This is a genomic window from Aestuariimicrobium sp. T2.26MG-19.2B, from assembly GCF_950101875.1.
Taxonomy (GTDB): Bacteria; Actinomycetota; Actinomycetes; order Propionibacteriales; family Propionibacteriaceae; genus Aestuariimicrobium; species Aestuariimicrobium kwangyangense.
In genome coordinates this window covers 39,835-62,660 of sequence record NZ_CATNLW010000001.1, presented here as the reverse complement: position 1 = coordinate 62,660, position 22,826 = coordinate 39,835, and the positions used below count along the sequence as shown (strand labels likewise).

At 67.8% G+C, this 22,826-nt stretch carries 24 protein-coding genes; 22 read left to right on the top strand and 2 right to left on the bottom strand.

From position 1 onward, the window contains the following. Nucleotides 1–203 precede the first annotated feature (203 nt). The 18 genes from QQZ11_RS00310 (at nt 204) to QQZ11_RS00225 (ending at nt 18,598) form a co-directional block, all read left to right on the top strand. Complete coding sequence (locus QQZ11_RS00310) at nt 204–749, top strand: YceD family protein (RefSeq protein ID WP_022909868.1); 546 nt, start codon at nt 204–206, stop codon at nt 747–749. Nucleotides 750–798: 49 nt separating this feature from the next. After that, entirely contained in the window at nt 799–990 is a 192-nt protein-coding gene (rpmF, locus tag QQZ11_RS00305; RefSeq protein ID WP_026377862.1) for a 50S ribosomal protein L32, read from the top strand. Between the two features lie 56 nt (nt 991–1,046). Then, a complete protein-coding gene (gene rnc, locus QQZ11_RS00300; protein ID WP_084707700.1) occupies nt 1,047–1,694 on the top strand; it encodes a ribonuclease III in 648 nt (215 codons plus the stop codon). A 6-nt stretch (nt 1,695–1,700) separates the two neighbouring features. Continuing rightward, nucleotides 1,701–2,579, top strand: a complete 879-nt coding sequence (gene mutM / locus QQZ11_RS00295) for a bifunctional DNA-formamidopyrimidine glycosylase/DNA-(apurinic or apyrimidinic site) lyase (protein WP_022909871.1) — start codon at nt 1,701–1,703, stop codon at nt 2,577–2,579. 66 nt (nt 2,580–2,645) lie between these two features. After that, nucleotides 2,646–3,239, top strand: a complete 594-nt coding sequence (locus QQZ11_RS00290; RefSeq protein WP_084707701.1) for a GtrA family protein — start codon at nt 2,646–2,648, stop codon at nt 3,237–3,239. Beyond that, on the top strand, nt 3,239–6,811 hold the full coding sequence (gene smc / locus QQZ11_RS00285) for a chromosome segregation protein SMC (protein ID WP_284548070.1): 3,573 nt from the start codon (nt 3,239–3,241) through the stop codon (nt 6,809–6,811). Before QQZ11_RS00290 ends, smc begins: the two co-directional genes overlap by 1 nt. A gap of 244 nt (nt 6,812–7,055) precedes the next feature. Continuing rightward, nucleotides 7,056–7,259, top strand: a complete 204-nt coding sequence (locus tag QQZ11_RS00280; RefSeq protein WP_022909874.1) for a hypothetical protein — start codon at nt 7,056–7,058, stop codon at nt 7,257–7,259. A gap of 95 nt (nt 7,260–7,354) precedes the next feature. Beyond that, on the top strand, nt 7,355–8,530 hold the full coding sequence (gene ftsY, locus QQZ11_RS00275) for a signal recognition particle-docking protein FtsY (protein ID WP_284548068.1): 1,176 nt from the start codon (nt 7,355–7,357) through the stop codon (nt 8,528–8,530). Nucleotides 8,531–8,598: 68 nt separating this feature from the next. Next, entirely contained in the window at nt 8,599–9,699 is a 1,101-nt protein-coding gene (locus QQZ11_RS00270) for an alpha/beta hydrolase (protein ID WP_284548066.1), read from the top strand. Nucleotides 9,700–9,762: 63 nt separating this feature from the next. Next, nucleotides 9,763–11,331, top strand: coding sequence for a signal recognition particle protein (gene ffh, locus QQZ11_RS00265; protein ID WP_284548064.1), 1,569 nt, complete (start codon nt 9,763–9,765; stop codon nt 11,329–11,331). Nucleotides 11,332–11,419: 88 nt separating this feature from the next. Then, complete coding sequence (locus QQZ11_RS00260; RefSeq protein ID WP_446698821.1) at nt 11,420–12,607, top strand: amidohydrolase family protein; 1,188 nt, start codon at nt 11,420–11,422, stop codon at nt 12,605–12,607. A 231-nt stretch (nt 12,608–12,838) separates the two neighbouring features. Continuing rightward, on the top strand, nt 12,839–13,273 hold the full coding sequence (rpsP, locus tag QQZ11_RS00255; protein WP_022909879.1) for a 30S ribosomal protein S16: 435 nt from the start codon (nt 12,839–12,841) through the stop codon (nt 13,271–13,273). 2 nt (nt 13,274–13,275) lie between these two features. Next, nucleotides 13,276–13,530, top strand: a complete 255-nt coding sequence (locus QQZ11_RS00250; RefSeq protein ID WP_284548061.1) for an RNA-binding protein — start codon at nt 13,276–13,278, stop codon at nt 13,528–13,530. A gap of 102 nt (nt 13,531–13,632) precedes the next feature. Beyond that, nucleotides 13,633–14,184 (top strand): ribosome maturation factor RimM, encoded by a 552-nt coding sequence (gene rimM, locus QQZ11_RS00245; RefSeq protein ID WP_284548060.1) that lies wholly within the window; start codon nt 13,633–13,635, stop codon nt 14,182–14,184. Then, the gene (gene trmD, locus QQZ11_RS00240; RefSeq protein WP_022909882.1) at nt 14,181–14,918 is read left to right on the top strand and encodes a tRNA (guanosine(37)-N1)-methyltransferase TrmD; all 738 of its coding nucleotides are present in this window, start codon (nt 14,181–14,183) and stop codon (nt 14,916–14,918) included. Before rimM ends, trmD begins: the two co-directional genes overlap by 4 nt. A gap of 184 nt (nt 14,919–15,102) precedes the next feature. Continuing rightward, complete coding sequence (locus QQZ11_RS00235) at nt 15,103–15,756, top strand: succinate dehydrogenase cytochrome b subunit (RefSeq protein WP_022909883.1); 654 nt, start codon at nt 15,103–15,105, stop codon at nt 15,754–15,756. Nucleotides 15,757–15,809: 53 nt separating this feature from the next. After that, complete coding sequence (locus tag QQZ11_RS00230; protein WP_284550111.1) at nt 15,810–17,846, top strand: fumarate reductase/succinate dehydrogenase flavoprotein subunit; 2,037 nt, start codon at nt 15,810–15,812, stop codon at nt 17,844–17,846. Beyond that, the gene (locus QQZ11_RS00225) at nt 17,843–18,598 is read left to right on the top strand and encodes a succinate dehydrogenase/fumarate reductase iron-sulfur subunit (RefSeq protein WP_022909885.1); all 756 of its coding nucleotides are present in this window, start codon (nt 17,843–17,845) and stop codon (nt 18,596–18,598) included. Before QQZ11_RS00230 ends, QQZ11_RS00225 begins: the two co-directional genes overlap by 4 nt. Before the next feature lie 102 nt (nt 18,599–18,700). Here QQZ11_RS00225 and QQZ11_RS00220 read toward each other — a convergent pair whose 3' ends face one another. Further along, complete coding sequence (locus QQZ11_RS00220) at nt 18,701–19,594, bottom strand: hypothetical protein (protein WP_284548058.1); 894 nt, start codon at nt 19,592–19,594, stop codon at nt 18,701–18,703. A 67-nt stretch (nt 19,595–19,661) separates the two neighbouring features. Next, on the bottom strand, nt 19,662–20,156 hold the full coding sequence (locus QQZ11_RS00215; protein ID WP_022909887.1) for an RNA polymerase sigma factor: 495 nt from the start codon (nt 20,154–20,156) through the stop codon (nt 19,662–19,664). 279 nt (nt 20,157–20,435) lie between these two features. Here QQZ11_RS00215 and rplS point away from each other — a divergent pair, with 279 nt between their 5' ends. From rplS to QQZ11_RS00195, 4 genes are all read left to right on the top strand, one after another. Next, nucleotides 20,436–20,786 (top strand): 50S ribosomal protein L19, encoded by a 351-nt coding sequence (rplS, locus tag QQZ11_RS00210; RefSeq protein WP_022909888.1) that lies wholly within the window; start codon nt 20,436–20,438, stop codon nt 20,784–20,786. Nucleotides 20,787–20,965: 179 nt separating this feature from the next. Then, nucleotides 20,966–21,793: a signal peptidase I gene (gene lepB, locus QQZ11_RS00205; protein WP_284548056.1), complete on the top strand. Its 828-nt coding sequence runs from the start codon at nt 20,966–20,968 to the stop codon at nt 21,791–21,793. After that, nucleotides 21,790–22,428 (top strand): ribonuclease HII, encoded by a 639-nt coding sequence (locus QQZ11_RS00200; protein ID WP_022909890.1) that lies wholly within the window; start codon nt 21,790–21,792, stop codon nt 22,426–22,428. The genes lepB and QQZ11_RS00200 overlap by 4 nt, the downstream gene beginning before the upstream one ends. Then, nucleotides 22,425–22,736: a DUF2469 domain-containing protein gene (locus tag QQZ11_RS00195; protein WP_022909891.1), complete on the top strand. Its 312-nt coding sequence runs from the start codon at nt 22,425–22,427 to the stop codon at nt 22,734–22,736. The genes QQZ11_RS00200 and QQZ11_RS00195 overlap by 4 nt, the downstream gene beginning before the upstream one ends. Nucleotides 22,737–22,826: the final 90 nt, after the last annotated feature.

Genomic DNA, 22,826 nt, shown 5'->3' with positions numbered 1-22,826 from the left:
CGGCCGCCAAACTCTCACGCTCGGGGCAAACTCTCGCGCTGGAACGGGGGCGGAGTCAGGGGGAGTGTGTCCGAACGGCGAGAGTTTGTGGGGATCGGCGGCTCCAGGTGACGGGTCTGGTCGGTTTGGTCGCCAGTCACGGGAGACGGTAGAGTTGTCCCTCGGTCATTGACACCGTCAGGCTGCCATGAGGAGGTTCGGTCGTGAACTCCCTGTCGCGTTCCGCAGATGCCCGTTCACCGTTGGTCTTCGACGTCCACGAGATGAGCAGGCAAGCCGGCACGATGAAGGAGATCTCGCGTTCGGTGCCCGCTCCGGCGGACCTGGGGGTCGAGATGATGCGGGTGCCCGAGGGCTCCCCGATCGCCTTGGAGCTTCGCCTCCAGTCGGTGGTCGAGGGGATCTGGGTGTCCGGAACCGCTGACGTCGAGTTGGCCGGTGAGTGCTCGCGCTGCCTCACTCCGTTGGAGGACGAGGCGTCCTTCGACTTGGAGGAGTTGTTCGTGCATCCCGACCGCGAGGCGGATGAGGATGCCACCTTCGTGGTCGACGAACGGATCGACCTCGAACCCGCGCTGCGGGATGCAGTGGTGCTCGATCTTCCGTTCACCCCGCTGTGCCGGGAGGATTGCGCCGGTCTGTGCACCATCTGTGGTGCCAACCTGAACGACGATCCCGAACACACGCATGGAGAACAGGTCGACCCCCGGTGGTCGACCCTCCTCCGCGTCGACACCGACGACAACTGAGTTTTGACCCCGTCCGGCACCCAGCCGGGTGATTCATGAGGAGAAGACCGTGGCAGTTCCCAAGCGGAAGATGTCCCGCAGCAACACGCGCCACCGCCGTTCGCAGTGGAAGGCCGCTGCGGTCAACGTGGTGACCTGTGTGAACCCGGCATGCCGTCAGCCCCACCTGCAGCACACCGCTTGCCCCGCCTGCGGCCAGTACGGCCCCAAGGGTGAGCGTCGCCAGGTTCTCGAGGCCTGAGCGCGCCAGCGGTGACGAGCCGCTTCACTGAGCTGCTCCAGGAGCTGGGTGTCCCGATGGACGCTCAGCTCCTTGAGCTTGCCCTGACCCATCGTTCCTGGGCGTACGAGAACGGCGGCGTGGCCAACAACGAGCGCCTCGAGTTCCTCGGCGACGCCGTGTTGGGAGTGGTGGTCACCGAGCACCTCTACGTTGCGTACCCGGACGAGCCCGAGGGCCGTCTGGCGAAGATTCGCGCCGCCACGGTGAACGCCAACACCCTCGCCGACGTCGCCCGAGGGTTGCAGTTGGGTCCCCTGATCAAGCTGGGCAAGGGGGAGATCGCCACCGGTGGCGACGACAAGACCTCGATCCTTGCCGACACCATGGAGGCGTTGATCGGGGCTGCCCTGCTGTCGGGAACCCGGGAGACAGTCGAACGGCTCGTCCGGCACCTGTTCGTGCCGATCGCCGACCAGGCCAGCACCATGGGCGCCGGACTGGACTGGAAGACCTCCCTGCAGGAACTGGCCGCCCGCAGCGGCTGGACGGTGCAGTACGAGGTGACCGAGACCGGACCCGACCACAACCGTCAGTACTCCGCTGCCGCCGTCATCCACGAGACCACCCACCCCGTGGCCACCGGACGATCCAAGCGTGAGGCCGAGATCGGGGCCGCCCGGCTCGCCTATCTGGCCCTCAACACCCCGGCCATCAGCAGCTGAGTCGCCATGCCCGAACTTCCCGAGGTCGAGTCGGTGCGCCGCGGCCTCGACGCGGTGGCAACCGGCCGCACCATCACCGGGGTCACGGTGCTGCATCCCCGTCCGGTCCGCAGCCATCTGGCCGGACCCGATGACTTCGCCCACCGCCTGCACGGCCGCACCTTCGGCAGGCCCGGACGCCGCGGCAAGTTCCTGTGGTTGCCCTTGACGGGCGGTGAGGCGCTGATGGCCCATCTCGGCATGAGCGGTCAGTTCAGGGTCGACGATCCCGCTGCGCCCCTGGTGCGCAACACCAGGGTGTTGATCGACCTGGACGACGGTCGCCAGTTGCGGTTCGTCGACCAACGCATGTTCGGTGGACTGTCGATATCGCCGATGGACCCGGGCGACGCCACCCACCCCGCCGACGAGGTGCCTGCCGAAGCCGCCCATGTCGCCCGGGACCCGTTCGACCCCCTCTTCGACGCCGACAGTGTCGTCCGGCGCATGAAGCGCTCGGTCTCGGGTGTCAAGAGCCTGTTGCTGAACCAGACGATCGTCTCGGGCTTCGGGAACATCTACGCGGACGAGGCGCTGTGGCGAGCCGGCTTCCACCACCTGCGCACCGGTGACCGCATGACCCTCACGGCGCTGCGAGACCTGCTGGACCACGGTCGCGTGGTGATGGCCGAGTCCTTGTCGGCCGGCGGCACGAGCTTCGACGCCCTGTACGTCAACGTGAACGGCGAATCGGGTTACTTCGCCCGCTCACTCCATGCCTACGGGCGCGAGGGTCAGCCCTGCGACAGGTGCGGAGCCCCGATCGTTCGGGAAGCCTTCGCCAATCGGAGTTCGTTCTCCTGCCCCGTCTGCCAGCCCCGCCCGCGGCGCCGACGGGCTGTCTGAGGCCCCGCACAGCCGGGTCACTGTTCCCCGCCGGGGCCGCCCAGCTATCGTGAGCGTCCTATGACCATGAGTTCCCGGCTGTGGCGAACCCTGCGCCAGTTCGTCCGATTCGGCATCGTCGGTGGCAGCGGGGTGGTCGTCAACCTCGCCGTGGCGGTGGTGATGCACAAGCTCCACGGAGGCACCCAGCACGGCAACGACCCCGTCTGGCCGATTCCGGGCACCGACTTCCACGTGCGCTTCCGACACGTCGTGTGGATCGTTGCCTTCCTGGTCGCCAACCTGTGGAACTTCCAGCTGAACCGGTCCTGGACCTTCAAGTCGTCGAGGCACTCGACCTGGTGGCACGAGTTCTGGCCGTTCCTGGCAGTGGGCAGCGTGGCTGCGGCGGTCGGACTGTTCATCCTGACGGCGTTCACCCACCCCGGCTCGGCGGTCTACCTGCCCGACCCGTTCTTCAACGAGACCAAGGGCATCCACTCCCGCGAGTACTGGGCCCAGTTGCTGACCATCGTGGTGACCATGCCCATCAACTTCCTGGTCAACAAGGTCTGGACCTTCCGCGCCGTCCGCGGTCACCACCCCGAGCTCGCCACGGTTCCACCGGTGCCCGAGGTGGTCACCGGAACAGACCGGGAGATCGAGACCACGGGCAGCTGATGTACCTCAAGTCGCTCACCCTGCGAGGGTTCAAGTCCTTCGCCTCGGCCACGACCCTGAACTTCGAACCCGGCGTGACCTGCGTCGTCGGCCCCAACGGGTCGGGCAAGTCCAACGTGGTCGATGCCCTGAGCTGGGTGATGGGCGAACAGGGAGCCAAGAGCCTGCGCGGCGGCAAGATGGAGGACGTCATCTTCGCGGGCACCTCGGGACGGGCGCCCCTAGGGCGCGCGGAGGTGGTGCTCACCATCGACAACAGCGATGGGGCCCTTCCGATCGACTACACCGAGGTCACGATCTCGCGCACCATGTTCCGTTCCGGGGGTTCGGAGTACGCCATCAACGGCGACCCAGCCCGACTGCTCGACGTGCAGGACCTGCTGTCGGACTCGGGGATCGGCCGCGAGATGCACGTCATCGTCGGTCAGGGCCAACTCGACACGATCCTGCAGGCGACTCCCGAGATCAGGCGAGGCTTCATCGAAGAGGCAGCGGGTGTGCTCAAACACCGCAAGCGCAAGGAGAAGGCGCTGCGCAAGCTCGAGTCGACCGCCGCCAACCTGCACCGACTCAACGACCTCATCTCAGAGATCCGACGCCAGCTCAAACCCTTGGGCAGGCAGGCCGAGGTGGCGCGCAAGGCGGCCCTCATCCAGGCGGAGGTGCGCGACTCCCGCGCCCGACTGCTCGCCGACGATCTCCATCAGCTGCAGGAGGCCCTCGCGTCCGACCTCGCCGACGAGCAGGCCGCCGAGCAGGCCAAACAGGCCGCTGAACTCGCCCACCAGCGCGCCCAGCGAGCCGAGGCGCAGGCCGAACAGGCGGTGGCGGAGGCCAGCCCCCGTCTGGCCGCCGCCCAGGAGAACTGGTACGCACTGGCCGCACTGCGGGAGCGGTTTCAGACGACCATGTCGATCGCGGCCGAACGGATGCGCAACGCGGACGCTCAGCCCGAGCTGGGCCGCGGTGGACGCGACCCCGAGACCCTCGAGATCGAGGCCAGGCAGGTTCGCGACGAGGAGTCGTCCCTGCGTGAGGAGGTCAGCAGGCTGACCGATCAGCTCACCTTGGCGACCACCCGCAGGACGGGGGCCGAGGCGGCCCAGGCGGAGGCTGATCGCGCCTGGAACGCGCAGTTGCGAGCGATCGCCGATCGACGCGAAGGGGTCGCACGGCTGGCGGGGCAGGTGAACGCCATGCAGTCGCGCCTGCAGGCCTCGTCCGAGGAGATCTCGCGGCTGGTTACACGCCGACAGGAGGCGACCCACCGCGCCGACGCGGCCCGCACGGAGTACGCCCGTCTGGAGCAGCAGTTGGCGGGTCTTTCCGACGGGGAGTCGGGGCTCGACGTCGCGTATGAGCGCGCGGCGGAGGAAGTCGACGATCGTCAGCGGGTGGTCGACGACCTACGGGAACGAATCGCACAGCTGACCCAACAACGACACTCCCATCAGGCCCGGCTCGAGGCGCTGCGCCTGGGCCTCGAGCGCAAGGACGCCCACGCCGCCCTGATGGCTGCTGGAGATGCCGTCACTGGTGTCATCGGCCACGTGGCGGCCCTGCTCACTGTTGCGCCGGGTTGGGAGGCGGCCGTGTCGGCAGCCCTCGGGCAGATGAGCGAGGGTGTCGCCGTGAGTGGCGTCGAGGCGGCCGTCGACGCCGTCGTCCACCTCAGGGACGAGGACCTCGGACGCGCAGGACTGCTCGTCGGCGGCGCCGACGCTGACCGTTCGGCATGGCCGCCGTTGCCCCAGGACGCCACCTGGTTGGTCGACCTGATCACCGTGGACGACGCGCTCGTGGGCTCGTTCACCCGACTGCTCGACCGGGTGGCCGCGGTGGACGACCTGGCGGCAGCCCGCTCACTGGTGGGTGCCCTGCCGGCGGTCACGGCGGTCACGCGGGAGGGCGACGTGGTCGCCCGCTGGTACGCGGCGGGTGGGTCGGGTCGCCAGCCAGGACTGATCGAGTTGCAGGCCGCAGTCGATGAGACCGAGGCGTCCCTGGCAACGGTCACCCACGAGGCGGAACGCGAGGCCTTCGCAATGCAGCGGGCGGGCGAGCAGTTGGCGGCGGCGACGACCGAGGCGGAGTCATTGCTCGACCGCCTGCACGAGTCCGATGCCCAGTTGTCGGCGGTGACCGAGCAACTGGGTTCCCTGTCGCAGCGGCAACGTGAGGCCAGGGCCGAGGCCGAACGCCTCTCCCAGTCGATCGAGCAGGCGACTGCCTCACGCGGCAGCGACGAACAGACATTGGTCGAGCTCCAGCAGCGTCTTCAGCTGGCGTCCAGCGAAGAGGAACTGGTCGAACCCGACCCGACCACCCGGGACACCCGGGCCGCCGAGGCCAGACTGGCCCGGCAGTCGGAGCTCGAGGCGCGCCTGGCTCTCCGCACCGCTGAGGAGAAGGCCAAGGCGTTGGCCGGCAGGGCCGATTCGCTGTCGAGGGCCGCCTCGAACGAGCGCCAGGCCCGCGCAAAAGCCCTCGCTCGCGCAGAGCAGCTCCGCCGGGAGGCTGGCGCTGCCCGGTGCGTGCACGAAGCCGCCCAGTGGCTGGTCGGACAGGTTGAACTGGCCCGAGAGACGGCCACCGAAGAACGTGCTGCTGCCGAGGAGTCACGTCAGCGTGCCGAGGCAGCCCTCGGGGTCGCCAGACGTGCAGCCCGGGACGCGGGCAGACAACTGGACGAAGTGGTGCAGGGTGCTCACCGCGGGCAGCTCAACCGGATCGAGTTGCGCATGCGCATCGAGCAGCTCGAGGAGAAGGCGATGGCCGAGCTGGGTCTCGCCTCCGACGTGCTGGTCACCGAGTTCGGCCCCGACCAACCCGTTCCGGTGCTCGTCCACCCAGACGGGCGACCCGTGGATCCCGCCGACGACGAGCCGGCTCCCGACCCGGTGCCCTACGAGCGCGAGACGCAGGAGAAGCGCCTGCGAGCGGCCACCCGCAACCTCGAGCTGCTGGGACGGGTCAACCCGTTGGCGCTGGAGGAGTTCGACGCCATGCAGGAGCGCCACCAGTTCCTGGCCGAGCAACTCGACGACCTCAAGCGCACCCGTACAGATCTGAACGACATCATCGACGAGGTGGATGCGCGAGTCGAGCAGGTGTTCGCTGAGGCCTACCGCGACGTCGAGCAGGCCTTCGAGCACGTCTTCGCGCGATTGTTCCCCGGAGGTGAGGGCCGCCTGGTGCTGACGGACCCCGGCCAGTGGCTGACCACCGGGATCGAGGTCGAGGCTCGTCCGGCGGGCAAGAAGGTGAAGCGGTTGTCGCTGCTGTCGGGTGGGGAGCGGTCGCTGGTCGCCGTCGCCTTCCTCGTCAGCCTGTTCATGGCCAGGCCCAGCCCCTTCTACATCCTCGACGAGGTCGAGGCCGCTCTGGACGACACGAACCTAGGGCGGCTGCTGGGCATCTACGAGGAGCTGAGGGAGAACTCCCAGCTGCTCGTGATCACCCACCAGAAACGGACGATGGAGATCGCCGACGCCCTCTACGGTGTCACCATGCGCGGCGACGGGGTGTCGACCGTGGTCTCGCAGCGACTACGGGAGTTGGCTGAGGCCTGACCGGTCTGGGCTCCGCGACGACAGTGGTCCCCGACCTTGTCGAGGACCCTTGGCGGACACCTTGGTCGGCCCCGGCCGTTCCGCCCTCGTGTCGCAGCGGGAACTCTTGGCCGGCGAGGCACAATGGTGCCAGCGATGGCGCTTCCCCAGGACGACATGCCCCAGCCTTCGCGGCCGGTCGAGTTCGACCCGGGGTGGCCCCTGCGCCCACGCCCTGCCCACAGCTTGTCTGGAAGGAACCCCGGTGACTCTTGCCGCTGCCATTGTCGTCACCCTGGCCGTCGTCGTCGCCTCCGTCGTCGCCCTGATGGTGGCGCTCGGACTGCGTCGCACCTCTGTCGCCGACGCGGGCCTGCGTGGTCAGCTCGCAGAGGCCGGTCGGCACCTGAACGGTGAGGCCGAGGTCCCCGCCAAGTTCGCGCAGCTGGTGGCCCGCACCGGCAACTGAACGACCGGCGAATCCCTCGGGTCGTCCCACCGGCCCACCGGGCCGATCGCACCCTCCCGGGAGGGGCCCGCGGCGCGTCGCCCTAGGATGAGGGCGTGCCCACAGACCTGACGTTCATCTTCTGGATCATTCTCGGTGTGGTGCTGGCGGCCACGGCCGTCGGCATCGTCGTCGCGCTTCGCGAGCGCCGACAGCTGCCCCCGGTCGTGCCGACCCCCGAGGTCGAGGCCCCGGAGGCCGAGCCGGAGACCCGGCCCGCCCCACCCACCGTCGAGGCGCCAACCGAGGAGGCGCCCCCGGTCGAAGCGCCCACTGCCGCGACCTCCGCCCCCGAACTGGAGACGATCGAGGCCCCCACCTCTCGACTGGCACGACTCCGCCGCCGACTGGCCACCTCGAACAATGCCCTCGCTCGTGGCCTGGCCGACCTGCTGAGTCGCGACCGGATCGACGACGAGACGTGGGACGACTTCGAGATGACACTGATCAGCTCTGACCTGGGCGTGGGGCCCACCACGGAACTGACCACTCACCTGCGGCAGGCGATGGCGATCGACGGGGTGGCCGACCCCGCCCAGGCCAAGGCCACCCTGCGCCGGGAACTCGTCCGGCTCGTCGACCCGACCCTCGATCGCACCCTGCACGTCGAGGGTGCCGACGGCAATCCCGGAGTCGTCATGGTGGTGGGTGTGAACGGGACCGGCAAGACCACCACCGTGGGCAAGCTGGCCCGGGTACTCGTGGCCGAGCAGAAGACGGTGCTGCTGGGAGCCGCCGACACCTTCCGTGCGGCGGCCGCCGAGCAGCTCACGACGTGGGGTGAACGTGTCGGGGTCGAGACGGTTCGGGGCCCCGAGGGCGCCGACCCGGCGTCGGTGGCCTTCGACGCCGTCGCCCAGGGTGTCAACGCCGGGGTCGACACCGTCATCGTCGACACCGCCGGGCGCCTGCACACCAAGACCGGTCTGATGGACGAACTGGGCAAGGTCAAGCGGGTGATCGAGAAGAAGGCGCCGGTCACCGAGGTGTTGCTCGTGCTCGACGCGACCACCGGACAGAACGGGCTGGTCCAGGCTCGCATCTTCGCCGAGGTGGTGGATGTCACCGGCATCGTGCTCACCAAGCTCGACGGGTCGGCCAAGGGCGGCATCGTCGTGCAGGTGCAGCGCGAACTCAAGGTACCCGTCAAGCTGATCGGGCTCGGTGAGGGCGCTGACGACCTGGCCCCGTTCGAGGCAGAAGGGTTCGTCGCGGGACTGCTGGGGGAGTGAACCCGTGCCCCGTCGGTGAGCCCGGCGGCACCCGGCGTCGTCTTGGGTGGCGCACATAGATTGACGCCATGATGGAACTCACCGGGGCCCCGCTCGCCGTCATCGCGGTCGCCGCCGCAGTTCTGCTCCCGCTGGCTGCGCTGTTCCTCACCGGATCGACGTGGTGGCCACGCCTGGCCCGGGTGCTGCTCGTCGTGCTGTGCCAACTGGTCGCAGTGTCGGCCGTGTTCGTGCTGGTGAACCGACATTACGAGTTCTTCGCCACGTGGGACGACCTGTTCGGGGTCCCCGGTCAGGTCGAGAAGCTCACCCAGGCCAAACCTGTCGGCGCCCCGGTGCCGGTCGAGCGCATCGCCATCTCGGCCGACAATCCCCACCCGGGCGGCGAGATGGTGACCATGCACCTGCCCGACTCCAGCCCCGACTACTCCACCGGGGAGGTCTACCTGCCCGCCGCCTACTTCGAGCCCTCCCAGCACGACCGTCGGTTCCCCGTGGTGGTGATGGTGGGTGGACTGCACATGTCGGGCCCCAAGTTCGCAACGTTGTTGGATGCGCCCAGCCTCTACTCGGGTCTGATCGATGGCGGGAAGGCCACCCCGTTCATCGCCGTGCACGTCGGTGGGAGTGTCACCACCGGGGTCGACTCGGAGTGCGTGGACGTCAGGGGAGCCCGGCAGGAGACCTTTCTGTCCACCGAACTCCCCGCCGCGATCGCCAGCCAGTTCAGGGTCACCGAGGACCATCACCGGTGGTTCATGTCGGGCTGGAGCACCGGTGGCTTCTGCACCGCCCTGATGGTGGCCAAGCACCCAGACGTCTACGGCGGGGGAGCCGCTCTCGCCCCCTACTACCATCCGTTGTTCGACACGCCCTCGCTGCTCGCCGACCCCGTCGCCACCCGCGAGGCGAATGACGTAACAGCGATGGTCAGGAGCAAGAAGGTCCGGCAGTTGCCCCTGTTGAACGTGATGTCGACGGCTGACAACCAGTCATGGGGGCCGCTGAAGCCGACGGCCGAGACCGCCGACGGCAGGAACTTCCACAAGGTGGCCCGCACCACTCCCGGGGTCGCCTTCCAGTTGATCAAGGGTGGGGGCCACAACTTCGGCACCTACCTACCCCTGTTCGTGCCCAGTCTGACCTGGCTCGCCACGATGGGGCTGTGAGACTGAGCACGCCGGACGTCTATCCTTGACCGACGGGTGAGAACCACGACGATGGGATGACTTGTGTTCGACACACTGCAGGACCGCCTTGCCGCCACCTTCAAGGGGCTGCGCGGCAAGGGTCGGTTGACCGAGGCCGACATCGACGCCACGGCGCGCGAGATCCGCATCGCGCTGCTCGAGGCCGACGTCAACCTGCAGGTGGTCAAGGACTTCATTGCCGCCGTGAAGGAGCGGGCGCGCGGCTCCGAGGTGCACCAGGCGCTCAACCCCGCCCAGCAGATCATCAAGATCGTCGACGAGGAACTCGTCCACATCCTCGGCGGCGAGACGCGCACCATCCGCTTCGCCAAGAACCCGCCGACCGTCATCATGCTGGCCGGCCTGCAGGGCGCCGGGAAGACGACCCTGGCGGGCAAGTTGGCCAAGTGGCTCAAGGACGAGAAGCACTCACCCCTGCTCGTCGCCGCCGACCTGCAGCGTCCCAACGCCGTCAACCAGCTGCAGGTGGTCGGTGAGCGGGCGGGCGTGCACGTGTTCGCCCCGCAGCCCGGCAACGGTGTCGGTGACCCCATCGAGGTGGCGCGGCAGTCGATCGAGGAGGCCAGACGCCGCCAGTTCGACGTGGTGATCGTCGACACCGCCGGACGACTCGGGATCGACGCCGAGCTGATGCGGCAGGCAGCCGACATCCGTGCCGCCGTGCAACCGGACGAGACCCTGTTCGTGGTCGACGCCATGATCGGACAGGACGCCGTCAACACCGCCCTTGCCTTCAACGAGGGCGTCGGCTTCGACGGGGTCGTGCTCACCAAGCTCGACGGTGACGCCCGCGGCGGCGCAGCCCTGTCGATCGCCCGGGTGATCGGTCGTCCCATCATGTTCGCCTCGAACGGTGAGCAACTCCAGGATTTCGACGTCTTCCACCCCGACCGCATGGCGAGCCGGATCCTCGGCATGGGCGACATGCTCACCCTCATCGAGCAGGCCGAGAAGACCTTCGACGCCGAACAGTCCAAGGCCGCCGCCGACAAGTTGCTGGGCGGCCGCGGCGAGTTCGGTCTGCAGGACTTCCTGTCGCAGATGCAGCAGATGCGCAAGATGGGCCCGCTGTCGAAGATCTTCGGCATGCTGCCCGGCATGGGGGCGATGAAGGACCAGATCGCCAACATCGACGAGAAGGAGGTCGACCGCATCGAGGCGATCATCTACTCGATGACACCGGGCGAGCGGGCTGACGTCGCCATCCTGAACGGTTCGAGGCGCTCACGCATCGCGAAGGGAGCCGGTGTCGAAGTCCGCGACGTGAACCAGCTGGTCACCCGTTTCGTCGAGGCCCGCAAGATGATGCAGTCCATGGCACCGATGCTCGGCGGCGGTATGCCCGGCATGGGCGGCGGAGCCCAGCGTCGTCCCGCGAAACAGCAGGCCAAGAAGGGCCAGAAGGGCAAGGCAGCCAAGGCCAGGCGTCAGCCGCAGGACGCCCCCGCCGCACCGTCGGGCGCCCCGGGTGCCGCCTTCGGTGCCGGCAAGACGCCCACCGCCGCCGAGCTCAACCAGGCCATGCAGGACTTCCAGTTGCCGCCCGAACTGCAGAAGATGTTCAACCAGGGCAACAAGGGTCCTCGCTGAGCCACCCGGCGGGGACCACCCCTGCCGTCGCCCCCGCCGCGCTGTGTGCTTGGATCGTGGCATGACCCACAGCCACGCCCCGCACGACCTGGACGCCGACGGTGCACAACTGTTCCACGACCACGGCGACGGCCTCCACAGTCACGGACCCGGTGGCCACAGCCACGCCGCCGACGGCCACCACCACACCAGTGTCGACCCCGGTCGCCTCCACCTGCGCGGTGTCGTACTGCCCGAAGGGGTGGAGCGCGACCTGTGGATCGTCGACGGGTTGCTCAGCTTCGAACCGGTGGCCGACGCCACCACCGTGTCCGGCCGCTGCTGGATCCTCCCCGGACTGGTCGATGCGCACTGCCACATCGGTCTCAACCACGCCGGTGCCGTCGGCAGGGACGAAGCCGAGACGCAGGCGCTGACCGATCGTGACGCCGGCACGTTGCTCGTCCGCGATGCTGGTTCCCCGGCCGACACCCACTGGATCGACGACCGGGACGACCTGCCCCGGGTCATCCGCGCGGGGCGGCACATTGCTCGCCCCAAGCGCTACATCCGCAACTTCGCCGAAGAGGTCGACCCCGACGAGTTGGTGGCCACCGTCGAGAGACAGGTGGCCCGGGGCGACGGATGGATCAAGTTGGTCGGAGACTGGATCGACCGCGAGGTCGGTGACCTCGCTCCGCTGTGGCCCAAGGAGGTGGCGAGGCAGGCCATCAAGCGTGCCCATGAGTTGGGGGCCCGGGTGACGGCCCACTGCTTCGAGGAGCAGTCCGTGGCCGACCTCGTCGACGTCGGGATCGACGGCATCGAGCACGGCACGGGCATCAGCGACGAGGTGATCGACCAGATGGTGGCCAGGCAGGTGGCCCTGGTGCCCACCTTGGTCAACCTGCAGAACTTTCCCGACTTCGCCGCAGCGGGGGAGGCGAAGTTCCCCACGTATGCCGCGCACATGCGCCAGCTGTTCGCCACCCGCTACGAGGTGCTCGGCAAGGCGCGTGAGGCCGGGGTGCCCATCTTCGCGGGCACGGATGCCGGTGGTCAGATGGCCCATGGTCTGATCGCCCACGAGGTGGGGCAACTGGCCCACCTGGGCGATGCGGAGTTCGCCCTGGGGGCCGCCTCATGGCGGGCCCGTCAATGGCTGGGTCGTCCGGGCATCGAGCACGGAGCCAGCGCCGACCTCGTCGTCTACGACGCCAACCCGCTCGAGGACCTGTCCGTGGTGCACCACCCCAAGCTAGTCATACTGCGTGGCCGGGTCGTCCTGACCCGCTGAGCGTCCATGAACGAGCCCCGAGCTGGCGAACGTCGAGCCGACCGGCCGGAACGGGGAGTTTCGCCTGCGGGGGTGGTCCGTGGCAGAATGTCGGATGCATCTGTGCCGACATGCCCTCTCAACGTGTCGGCGCTGGACAACCGAACCCAGAGGCGCGTGCCCCACACGTGACCGGCGGGGTTCAACCGCCCGCCGCAACCCTGCGGCTCTTCCACAGGAGACACCACACACGTGGCTACCAAGATTCGTCTGAAGCGACTCGGCAAGATCCGCTCGCCCCACTACCGCATCATCGTGATCGACTCGCGCTCCAAGCGCGACGGCAAGGCCATCGAGGAGATCGGGCTCTACCACCCGAAGAACGACCCCTCGGTGATCCAGGTCAACTCCGAGCGTGCCCAGTACTGGCTCGGTGTCGGCGCCCAGCCGACCGAGGCCGTCGTCGCCCTGTTCAAGCGTTCGGGTGACTGGCAGCAGTTCACCGGCGAGAAGTCCGACTCCGGCATCGAGGTCGCTCCCGAGAAGAAGTCGAAGCTCGACCTCTTCAACGCAGCCCTGGCCGAGGCCGACGGCGAGCCGAGCACCGACGCGATCTCGAAGAAGAAGGCCAAGGACGAGGCACCCGCTGAGGCCCCCGCCGCTGAGGCCGAGAACACCGAGGCCTGAGCGTGCTGCAGGAAGCCCTGGAGCACCTCGTCCGCGGCATCGTCGGCAACCCCGACGACGTGCGGGTCAAGGACAAGGAACTGCGCCGAGGTCGCATGCTCGAGGTGCGCGTGCACCCCGACGACATCGGCAAGGTGATCGGACGCCAAGGTCGCACCGCCACGGCGCTGCGTACCGTGATCGCCGCCTTGGCGGGGCGGGACCAGGTTCGGGTCGACTTCGTCGACGTCGACCGCCGCCCCGGCTTCCGTTCCTGACCCTGCGCCGCCGACGCCGGTTGACCGGCGACCAGACCTGACCGTTGCCCCGCACCCACCAGGTGCGGGGCAACGCTCACATCCACCCCCGTTGGAGGAACCATGGCCGACCTGATCGAGGTCACCGTCGGTGCGATCGGACGCGCCCACGGCATTCGCGGTGACGTCACCATCGACGTGCGCACCGACGAGCCCGAACGGCGATTCGCCGAAGGATCCACCCTGACGGCCACCGACCGGGAGGGCAGGCGACGTCCGTTGACGGTTGACGACGTCCGCTGGCACTCGGGACGGCTGTTGGTGACCTTCGCCGAGGTGGCCGACCGCAGCGCCGCCGAGGCCCTGCGGGGCGCCGAGTTGTCCGTCCAGGTGCCCGCCGACGAGGTGCCCACCGACGAGGGGGAGTACTACGACCGCCAACTGGTCGGACTGCTGGCCCTCACCACCGAGGGCGACGAGATCGGACGAGTGACCCATGTCGTCCACCTGCCCGAACAGGACCTGTTGGCCATCGACGCCGACGGCACCGAACGGCTCGTTCCCTTCGTGCTCGACCTGGTTCCCACGGTCGACCTCACCGCGGGAACGCTGAGCGTGCGCCCGATCCCCGGCTTGTTGGACGATCAGGCCGAGGTCGCCGGCGGGCAGTCATGAACCAGAACGCGCCCGTCGGACCCACCGCTGTCCAGCGGATCGACGTGGTCACGATCTTCCCCGACTACCTCGCCCCGCTGCAGCTGTCGTTGGTGGGCAAGGCGATCGGTTCGGGGCTGCTCGACCTGGGCGTGCACGACCTGCGCCAGTGGACCCACGACCGGCACCACACCACCGACGACACCCCCTACGGAGGGGGAGCCGGCATGGTGATGAAGCCCGAACCGTGGGGCGAGGCCTTCGACGCGCTGATCGACGACGACCAACCCCCGACCGTGATCGTGCCCACCCCGTCGGGTGACCGGTTCACGCAGGCGATGGCCCAGGAACTGTCCGGCCACCCCCGGCTGCTGTTCTGCTGCGGACGCTACGAGGGCATCGACCGCCGTGTCTTCGACCACGCCTCCAGTCGGGCTCAGGTGCGAGAGATCAGCCTGGGTGACTACGTGCTCAACGGTGGCGAGGTCGCGGTGCTGGCGATGGTCGAGGCCATCGTCCGGCTGATCCCGGGGGTGATCGGCAACCCGGCGAGCCTCGACGAGGAGTCCCACTCCGAGGGCCAGGACGGTCTGCTGGAGTACCCCGTCTACACCAAGCCTGCGAGCTGGCGCGGTCTGGAGGTGCCCGAGGTGCTGATGAGCGGCCACCACGGACGAATCGCCGCGTGGCGCCGTGAGCAGGCCCTCGAGCTGACCAGGCGGCGTCGTCCTGACCTGCTGGACCCCACCCAATAACGAAACGTTCCAGTTGGCATATTTCCCCTAGTCGGAGCGCAACTGTCGAAATGTCGCGGTTGGGCCGATTACCCGGGGGCGTCGGTTCACTCCCGGGAGCCATGTGGCTAAGGTGCTGTGCGTGGCGACAACACTGACAACTCACCAGAGAGCAGTCCGGTCCACGGTGGCAATGAAGGCCGTCATGGCCATCACTGGCTTGCTACTGGTCGGCTTCCTGCTCGCACACATGTTCGGCAACTTCAAGATGCTCCTGCCGGATGACGGCAAGGAGTTCAACGCGTACTCCCACTGGCTGCGCGACTTCGGCTACCCGGCCATCCCGCACACGGTCTTCCTCTGGATCTTCCGGATCGTGCTGCTGCTCTCGGTCTTCCTGCACATGTACTCGGCCTTCAAGCTGCGCGTCCGCGCCGCTGCCAACACCGGCGGGTCGCGGTACGTGGTCAAGCGGAACATGGAGAAGAGCTACGCGGCCCGCACCATGATCTGGGGCGGCATCATCATCGTGCTGTTCGTGATCATGCACATCCTGCAGTACACCGCCCAGGTGCTGAAGTTCGGCTACGCCTCGGGCGTGAGCACCCTCGAGCCCTATGACCGGGTTCTCGCCGGCTTCTCGCAGTGGTGGGTCGTGCTGATCTACGCCATCGCGATGGGTGCGGTGTGCATGCACCTGTGGCACGGCGTCTGGAGCGCCCTGGCGACGCTGGGTGTGCAGGTCTCGGCCGCTTCCCGCAAGGTGCTGAAGGCCGTCGCGTACGTGATCTCCGTGGGCCTGTTCCTGGGCTTCATGATTCCGCCGGTGCTGATCCTGTTCGAGGTGATTGGAAAATGAGCGAACTTCCCCAGACCGAGGCCCAGACCCTGGTCGAGGCCGATGCCGAATCGATGACCCCCGAGACGGGATCGCAGTCGTCACCCGACTCCGCTGCCCCGGCGGCCACCGACTACTGGACGCAGGGCGACGACATCGCCGACACCAAGGCCGACCTGAGCCAGCCCATCGACAAGATGTGGGAGGCGCGCAAGTTCTCGGCCAAGCTGGTCAACCCCGCCAACCGTCGCAAGTTGACGGTCATCATCGTGGGCACCGGCCTCGCCGGTGGTGCAGCGGCGGCCACCCTGGGTGAGGCGGGCTACAACGTCCTCAACTTCTGCTACCAGGACAGCCCCCGACGTGCCCACTCGATCGCTGCCCAGGGTGGCATCAATGCGGCCAAGAACTACCGCAACGACGGCGACTCGGTGCACCGTCTCTTCTACGACACCGTCAAGGGCGGCGACTACCGCTCCCGCGAGACCAATGTGCACCGCCTCGCCGAGGTGAGCGCCAACATCATCGACCAGTGCGTGGCCCAGGGTGTCCCCTTCGCCCGCGAGTACGGCGGTCTGCTCGACACCCGCTCGTTCGGTGGCGTTCAGGTGCAGCGCACGTTCTACGCCCGCGGCCAGACCGGTCAGCAGTTGCTGATCGGCGCCTACCAGGCCCTCGAGCGTCAGGTCGCGGCGGGCACCGTCAAGATGCACACCCGCCACGAGATGGTCGAACTGATCGTGGTCGACGGTCGTGCCCGTGGCATCGTCACCCGTGACATGGTCACCGGCCGCATCGAGGCCCACTACGCCGATGCCGTGGTGCTCGCCACCGGTGGCTACGGCAACGTGTTCTTCCTGTCGACCAACGCCATGGGCTGCAACGTGACCGCCTCCTGGCGGGCCCACCGCAAGGGTGCGTACTTCGCGAACCCGTGCTACACGCAGATCCACCCCACCTGCATCCCGGTGCACGGCGAGACCCAGTCGAAGCTGACGCTGATGTCTGAGTCGCTGCGCAATGACGGACGCATCTGGGTGCCCAAGAAGGCCGAGGACTGCGCCAAGGACCCCCGCGAGATTCCTGAGGAGGATCGCGACTACTACCTGGAGCGCATCTACCCCAGCTTCGGGAACCTGGTGCCTCGTGACATCGCTTCCCGTCAGGCGAAGTACATGTGTGACGAGGGACGAGGAGTGGGCCCTGCGGTCAAGGAGCGTGACCACGACGGCAACGAGCGCGAGATGCGTCGCGGTGTCTACCTCGACTTCGCCGAGGCCATCGGACGACTCGGCAAGGACGCCGTCGAGAAGAAGTACGGCAACCTCTTCGACATGTACGCCCAGATCACCGGTGAGAACCCCTACGAGGTGCCGATGCGCATCTACCCGGCGGTTCACTACACCATGGGCGGACTGTGGGTCGACTACGACCTGCAGTCGTCGATCACGGGTCTGTACGTGGCCGGGGAGGCCAACTTCTCCGACCACGGGGCGAACCGCCTCGGCGCGTCGGCGCTGATGCAGGGGCTGGCCGACGGTTACTTCGTCCTGCCCAACACCATCAACGACTACCTGGCGGGCGCACCGTTCGACAAGATCGATGACTCCCACCCGGCCGCCGCTGAGGCCCTTGCCGCAGCGAAGGGTCGCATCGAGAAGTTGCTGTCGATCAACGGCACCCGCACCGTGGACTCCCTGCACAAGGAACTCGGCACCATCATGTGGGAGTACTGCGGCATGGAGCGTTGGGAGGACGGCCTGAAGACGGCGATCGAGAAGATCCGCGCCCTCAAGCAGGAGTTCTGGACCAACGTCAAGGTCACCGGGGTGAACGAGGACTTCAACCAGACCCTCGAACGTGCCGGTCGTCTCGCCGACTTCCTCGAGCTCGGCGAGCTGATGTGCATCGACGCCCTGCACCGTCGCGAATCGTGTGGCGGACACTTCCGTGGCGAGAGCCAGACGGAGGACGGCGAGGCTCTGCGACACGACGACGAGTACCTCTACGTCGGCGCCTGGGAATGGGGCGGTGAGGCCAGCAAGCCCGTCCTGCACAAGGAACCTCTGGTCTACGAGGCCATCGAGCTCAAGCAACGGAGTTACAAGTGAAGGTCACACTGCGTATCTGGCGTCAGGCCAAGGCCGACGCACCCGGCGGCATGGTCACCTACCCGCTCGACGGGGTCAGTCAGGACATGTCGTTCCTCGAGATGCTCGACCTGTTGAACGAGCACCTGACCGAGCGTGGCGAGGAGCCCGTGGCCTTCGACCACGACTGCCGTGAGGGCATCTGCGGGATGTGTGGGGTCGTGATCAACGGCCTCGCCCACGGTGGCCAGCACACCACCACCTGCCAGCTGCACATGCGCTCGTTCGCCGACGGGGCCACCATCGACATCGAGCCCTGGAAGGCGGGGGCCTTCCCCGTCATCAAGGACCTGGTCGTCGACCGGTCGGCCTTCGACCGGATCATCCAGGCCGGGGGGTTCATCTCCGCCAACACCGGATCGGCGCCGGAGGCCCACTCGGTGCCGGCTCCGAAGCGGCAGGCGGACCTCGCCTTCGACAACGCCACCTGCATTGGCTGCGGCGCCTGTGTGGCGGCGTGCCCCAACGGCTCGGCGATGTTGTTCACCTCGGCGAAGATCACCCACCTGGCGATGCTGCCGCAGGGCCAGCCGGAGCGTTACTCGCGCGTCAAGTCGATGGTGGCCCAGCACGACGAAGAGGGTTTCGGCGGCTGCACCAACATCGGTGAGTGCGCCCAGGTCTGCCCCAAGGGCATCCCCCTGGAGTCGATCAGCCAGTTGAACCGTGACCTGATCGCCTCGCTCTTCAAGGGCGACGGCAAGCAGGGCTGAGCCAGAACCCCAGCGCGTCACGACAGGTCCCCGGCACCGAGGCATCGGTGCCGGGGACCTGTCGTCCTGTGTGGTGGAGACCCTCGTGGGTGCTGCTCCGGCTCAGGAGTTGAGCCGCTGGACGATGGTGTCGAGATGCTGCGCGGTCTGCACCAGAGGCAGGTCGGGATTGTCGGCGTGCATGGCCGGTCCGACCGCGTTGTAGTCCATCCCCACCACGAACTGCCCGATGATCAGCACGCGGTTGCCTGAGACGACCACGAGGATGCCGTTGAACAGACCGTCCTGACCGTCCTTGCGGAGCATCTGCACCGAGAAGTCGACGCGTGCACCGGCGACCGTGGTGGTCTTCTCGTTCTCCGCAGTGGCCGCCGCCCCGCCGTAGCCGTGCACGCGACTGGCGCAGGTGGTGTTCCAAGAGCGGATCGTGTCGGCCAGTTGGGTGGCACTGGCGGCGGAGTCCATCTGCAGCAGGTGTGCGCGGCTGAACGTGCCGCCTTGGGGGAGGGTGAAGATCGCAGACTTGGACGACACGATGCCGGGCTGCTGGGCCAGGCCGTCCTCGCAGATCCAGAAGGTCTGCTCCTCCGATGCCGTGGACAGGCCGTCGGTGATGAACGGCGTCGGTACGTCACCGGGCTTCTGCAGGTAGATCTCGGCGTTGGTCGGCAGGTTGGCCACCGTGATCGGGTCGCTGATCCCGGCCGTGTCCGGGCTGGTCGGGCTGCTCGCGGTGGACGAGGGCGTGCGATCTCCGGTGGGCGTGGGGGACGTCGAGGGAGATTGGCTGGAGCTGGTGCTGGGTACCGTCGCACTGGGTACTGGTGCGCTGGGTGTGCCGGCGATGTCGGGTCCGGATCGGGGCATCCCCCCGGTTCCGAGCACGACACCGACCCCGGTGAGAGCAGCCAGGCTCAGGGTCGCCCCCGCGATCGTCACGCGTCGGGTGAGGCGGCGACGATCGCCCAGACGTCGGATCTGGTCGGGTGCAAGCATGGGAACCCCTCGGGTGTCTCGTGAGAAGGAACTCCAGGCCTGGTCCAGATCGGGCTTCGGGTGGATGTCAGGCATGACGGACCTCCAGATCATCGGAGAGCAGACGGGCCAGGGCGGCTCGTCCGCGTGACAACCGGGCCTTGACGGTCCCGGTTGGTGAGCCGACCTCGTCGGCGATCTCGGCGACGCTGAGGTCGCACAGGTGATGCAGCACGATGACTCGTCGCTGATCGGAGGGGAGTTGGTCGAGCGCCCGATCCAGGGCGATGCGGGTGGGATCGGGTGCGGAGTGGTGCTGCTGGGGCTCGAGGGCCCGGTCGGGTTGACGGAAGGCGCGGCGCGCCTTCCGCCAGCGGGAGACCGCCAGCCGATAGGCAGTGGTGCGTACCCACGCCTCGGGACTCTGCGCGGCGTCGAGCTGCTTGCGGTGGTCCCAAGCCCGGATGAACGCCTCCTGCACGCAGTCCTGTGCCTCGGCCAGGTTGCCGCACATCGCGTAGATGTGGGCGACCACCCGGGAGAAGGAACTCTGGTAGAAGGCGTCGAATGTCTGTTCGTCCATGCCCCTCGCCACCTCCTTCCAGACGGTTCGATGGTGTGCTGCGGCTTGTCACTGTGAGTACGCACCCCGCCGCGATCTGGTTGCACCCGATTGCGGCTGTTCTGGATCCGGGGCGGTCGCCGACCGGCTCTTCGCCCAATTCGCGCTCGGGTGGCCAGCATGGCAGAATGAGCAGCTGTTGCCCGTGCTGCGGCTCCTGCCATGGGGGGATCGTCCGAGGTCAGGCAACCATCCATTGAACTTTTCACGGGTGACCCATGGCACCGGCGAGGAAACAGCATGAGCCAGCTGATCGATCAGATTGACCAGTCGTCCCTGCGTGACGACATCCCCACCTTCCGCCCTGGCGACTCGGTGAAGGTGCACGTGAAGGTCATCGAGGGCACCCGCTCCCGTGTGCAGGTCTTCGCCGGCGTGGTCATCTCGCGCACCGGTGGCGGCGTTCGCGAGTCGTTCACCGTCCGCAAGGTCTCCTTCGGCACCGGCGTCGAGCGCACCTTCCCGCTGCACTCGCCGATCATCGAGAAGATCGAGGTCGAGCGCCACGGTGACGTGCGTCGCGCCAAGCTGTACTACCTGCGCGGACTGCGCGGCAAGGCCGCCAAGATCAAGGAGAAGCGCGACGCCTGAGTCGGCTTCCCGTTGAACGTCCCGGTCCCCCTGGGGGGCCGGGACGTTCTGCGTCCGGGGTCGGCACGAGTCCCACTGTCGGGGGCGTCGACCGTCGGCACCGAGGAGGTGTCGGTCGTGGGCCTCTAGGATGGGGAAGCCACGAGGCGCCACCGTGCCTCATCGTCCGAGGAGCCCGCGTGACCGACGAGCCGACCACCACCCCGGAGTCGGGCGACCACTCGGGTCAGCATCCCTCGGGTTCGGGCCCGGATTCGCGGCAGTCGCGCTCACGCAGCCCCTTGGCGGTTTTGCTGGGGTGGGCCAAGGAACTCGTCGTGATCGCGGTGATCGCCTTGGTGATCTCGTCGTTGATCCGCGCCTTCCTGGGGCAGGTGTTCGTGATTCCCTCGGGTTCGATGGAGAACACGCTGCAGGTCAGTGATCGGGTGGTGGTCAGCAAGGTGACCCACTTCAAACGAGGCGACGTGGTGGTGTTCAAGGATCCCGGTGGCTGGTTGCCGGCGGCTGATCCGTCCACCGGGTGGCGGCGTGGTCTGGAGTTCGTGGGGGTGCTGCCCAACTCCAGTTCGCAGTACCTGATCAAGCGTGTCATCGGGGTGGCCGGCGACACCGTGACGTACACCACGGGGGGCAAGCTCACCGTCAATGGCCGTCCCCTCGAGGAGGCCTCGTACCTGTACTCCGACGCCCAGGGCCAGGTCGCGCCCGCTGAGGTTCCCTTCGAGGTGGTCGTCCCCGCGGGCACCGTCTTCGTGATGGGCGACCACCGCAACGACTCGTTCGACTCGCGCTGTCACCTGGCCGACATCACCAATGACGGCAGGCCTCGCGGTGCCAGCGCCTTCGTCCCCGTCGGCGACGTGGTCGGGCCGGCGGTTCAGATCGTCGCCCCGCTCGACCGTTTCCACCAGCTGAAGCGCCCCGCCACCTTCGCATCCGTTCCTGCCGGGGCCGCCCCGCCGGCCCAGGCGAAGATCGTCCCCGAGGGGGTCGGCTGCCAGTGATCCGTCCGGGACGAGGCCTGTACGGCTACGAACGGGCCCTCACACGCGCTGGCTTCTCGCCGATCGCGGGGGCGGACGAGGCCGGACGCGGTGCCTGCGCCGGTCCGCTGGTGGCCGCCGCCGTGGTGCTCGCCGACACCCCCGCGCGGCAGATCACGGGGCTGCGGGACTCCAAGTTGCTGACCCCCAAGGCGCGGGAGCGGTGCTTCGACGAGATCATGGCGAAGGCCGTCGCGGTGAGCTGCGTCAGCATCGAGGCGGACGAGTGCGACCGGCTCGGCATGCACGTCGCCGACATCCAAGCCCTGCGGAGGGCGGTGTCACGGCTCGAGGTCACCCCCGAGTTCGTGCTCACCGACGGTTTTCCCGTCGATGGCCTGGGGGTGCCCGGTCTGGCGGTGTGGAAGGGCGACCGGGTGGCGGCCTGCGTGGCGGCTGCCTCGGTGATCGCCAAGGTGACGCGCGACCGGATCATGACCGACATCGCCGCCCACTATCCGCAGTACCGGTTCGACGTCCACAAGGGCTACTGCACCCCCGAACACCAGGCCGAACTCGACCGATTCGGGCCTGCGGACATCCATCGCCGCCGGTTCGAACTCGTCAGGCGAGCGGCTACAGTGAAGGCACCATGAGCGCCGAAGATCTCGAAGCGTACGAGTCGAAACTCGAACTCGACCTGTATCGCGAGTACAAGGACGTCGTCGGCATCTTCACCTACGCGGTCGAGACCGAACGACGGTTCTACCTCTGCAATGCCGTGGACCTGAAGGTGCGCACCGAAGGTGGCGACGTCTACTACGAGGTCTCAATGGCCGACGCGTGGGTCTGGGACATGTACCGCCCAGCCAGGTTCGTGAAGTCGGCGAAGGTGCTGACCTTCAGGGACGTGTCGATCGAGGAGATCGTGCACTCCGACCTGCAGGTGCCCGACCAGAAGTGACCCCGCGGCCGCGGGCACACGGTCCGCGCCAGGTCGCAGGATCCCTTGGAGTTGTGGACAACTCGGGTCGAGCGGCTGCTTCGCCGGTGA

What these genes read in the sequence shown, in the direction of transcription:
- smc (WP_284548070.1), top strand. Translation starts at nt 3,239, where the DNA reads ATGTACCTCAAGTCGCTCACCCTGCGAGGGTTCAAGTCCTTCGCCTCG.
- mutM (WP_022909871.1), top strand. Translation starts at nt 1,701, where the DNA reads ATGCCCGAACTTCCCGAGGTCGAGTCGGTGCGCCGCGGCCTCGACGCG.
- rnc (WP_084707700.1), top strand. Translation starts at nt 1,047, where the DNA reads ATGGACGCTCAGCTCCTTGAGCTTGCCCTGACCCATCGTTCCTGGGCG.
- QQZ11_RS00215 (WP_022909887.1), bottom strand. Translation starts at nt 20,156, where the DNA reads ATGGACGAACAGACATTCGACGCCTTCTACCAGAGTTCCTTCTCCCGG.
- QQZ11_RS00235 (WP_022909883.1), top strand. Translation starts at nt 15,103, where the DNA reads ATGGCCATCACTGGCTTGCTACTGGTCGGCTTCCTGCTCGCACACATG.
- rimM (WP_284548060.1), top strand. Translation starts at nt 13,633, where the DNA reads ATGGCCGACCTGATCGAGGTCACCGTCGGTGCGATCGGACGCGCCCAC.
- QQZ11_RS00220 (WP_284548058.1), bottom strand. Translation starts at nt 19,594, where the DNA reads ATGCTTGCACCCGACCAGATCCGACGTCTGGGCGATCGTCGCCGCCTC.
- rplS (WP_022909888.1), top strand. Translation starts at nt 20,436, where the DNA reads ATGAGCCAGCTGATCGATCAGATTGACCAGTCGTCCCTGCGTGACGAC.
- trmD (WP_022909882.1), top strand. Translation starts at nt 14,181, where the DNA reads ATGAACCAGAACGCGCCCGTCGGACCCACCGCTGTCCAGCGGATCGAC.
- QQZ11_RS00270 (WP_284548066.1), top strand. Translation starts at nt 8,599, where the DNA reads ATGATGGAACTCACCGGGGCCCCGCTCGCCGTCATCGCGGTCGCCGCC.
- QQZ11_RS00290 (WP_084707701.1), top strand. Translation starts at nt 2,646, where the DNA reads ATGAGTTCCCGGCTGTGGCGAACCCTGCGCCAGTTCGTCCGATTCGGC.
- QQZ11_RS00230 (WP_284550111.1), top strand. Translation starts at nt 15,810, where the DNA reads ATGACCCCCGAGACGGGATCGCAGTCGTCACCCGACTCCGCTGCCCCG.
- QQZ11_RS00195 (WP_022909891.1), top strand. Translation starts at nt 22,425, where the DNA reads ATGAGCGCCGAAGATCTCGAAGCGTACGAGTCGAAACTCGAACTCGAC.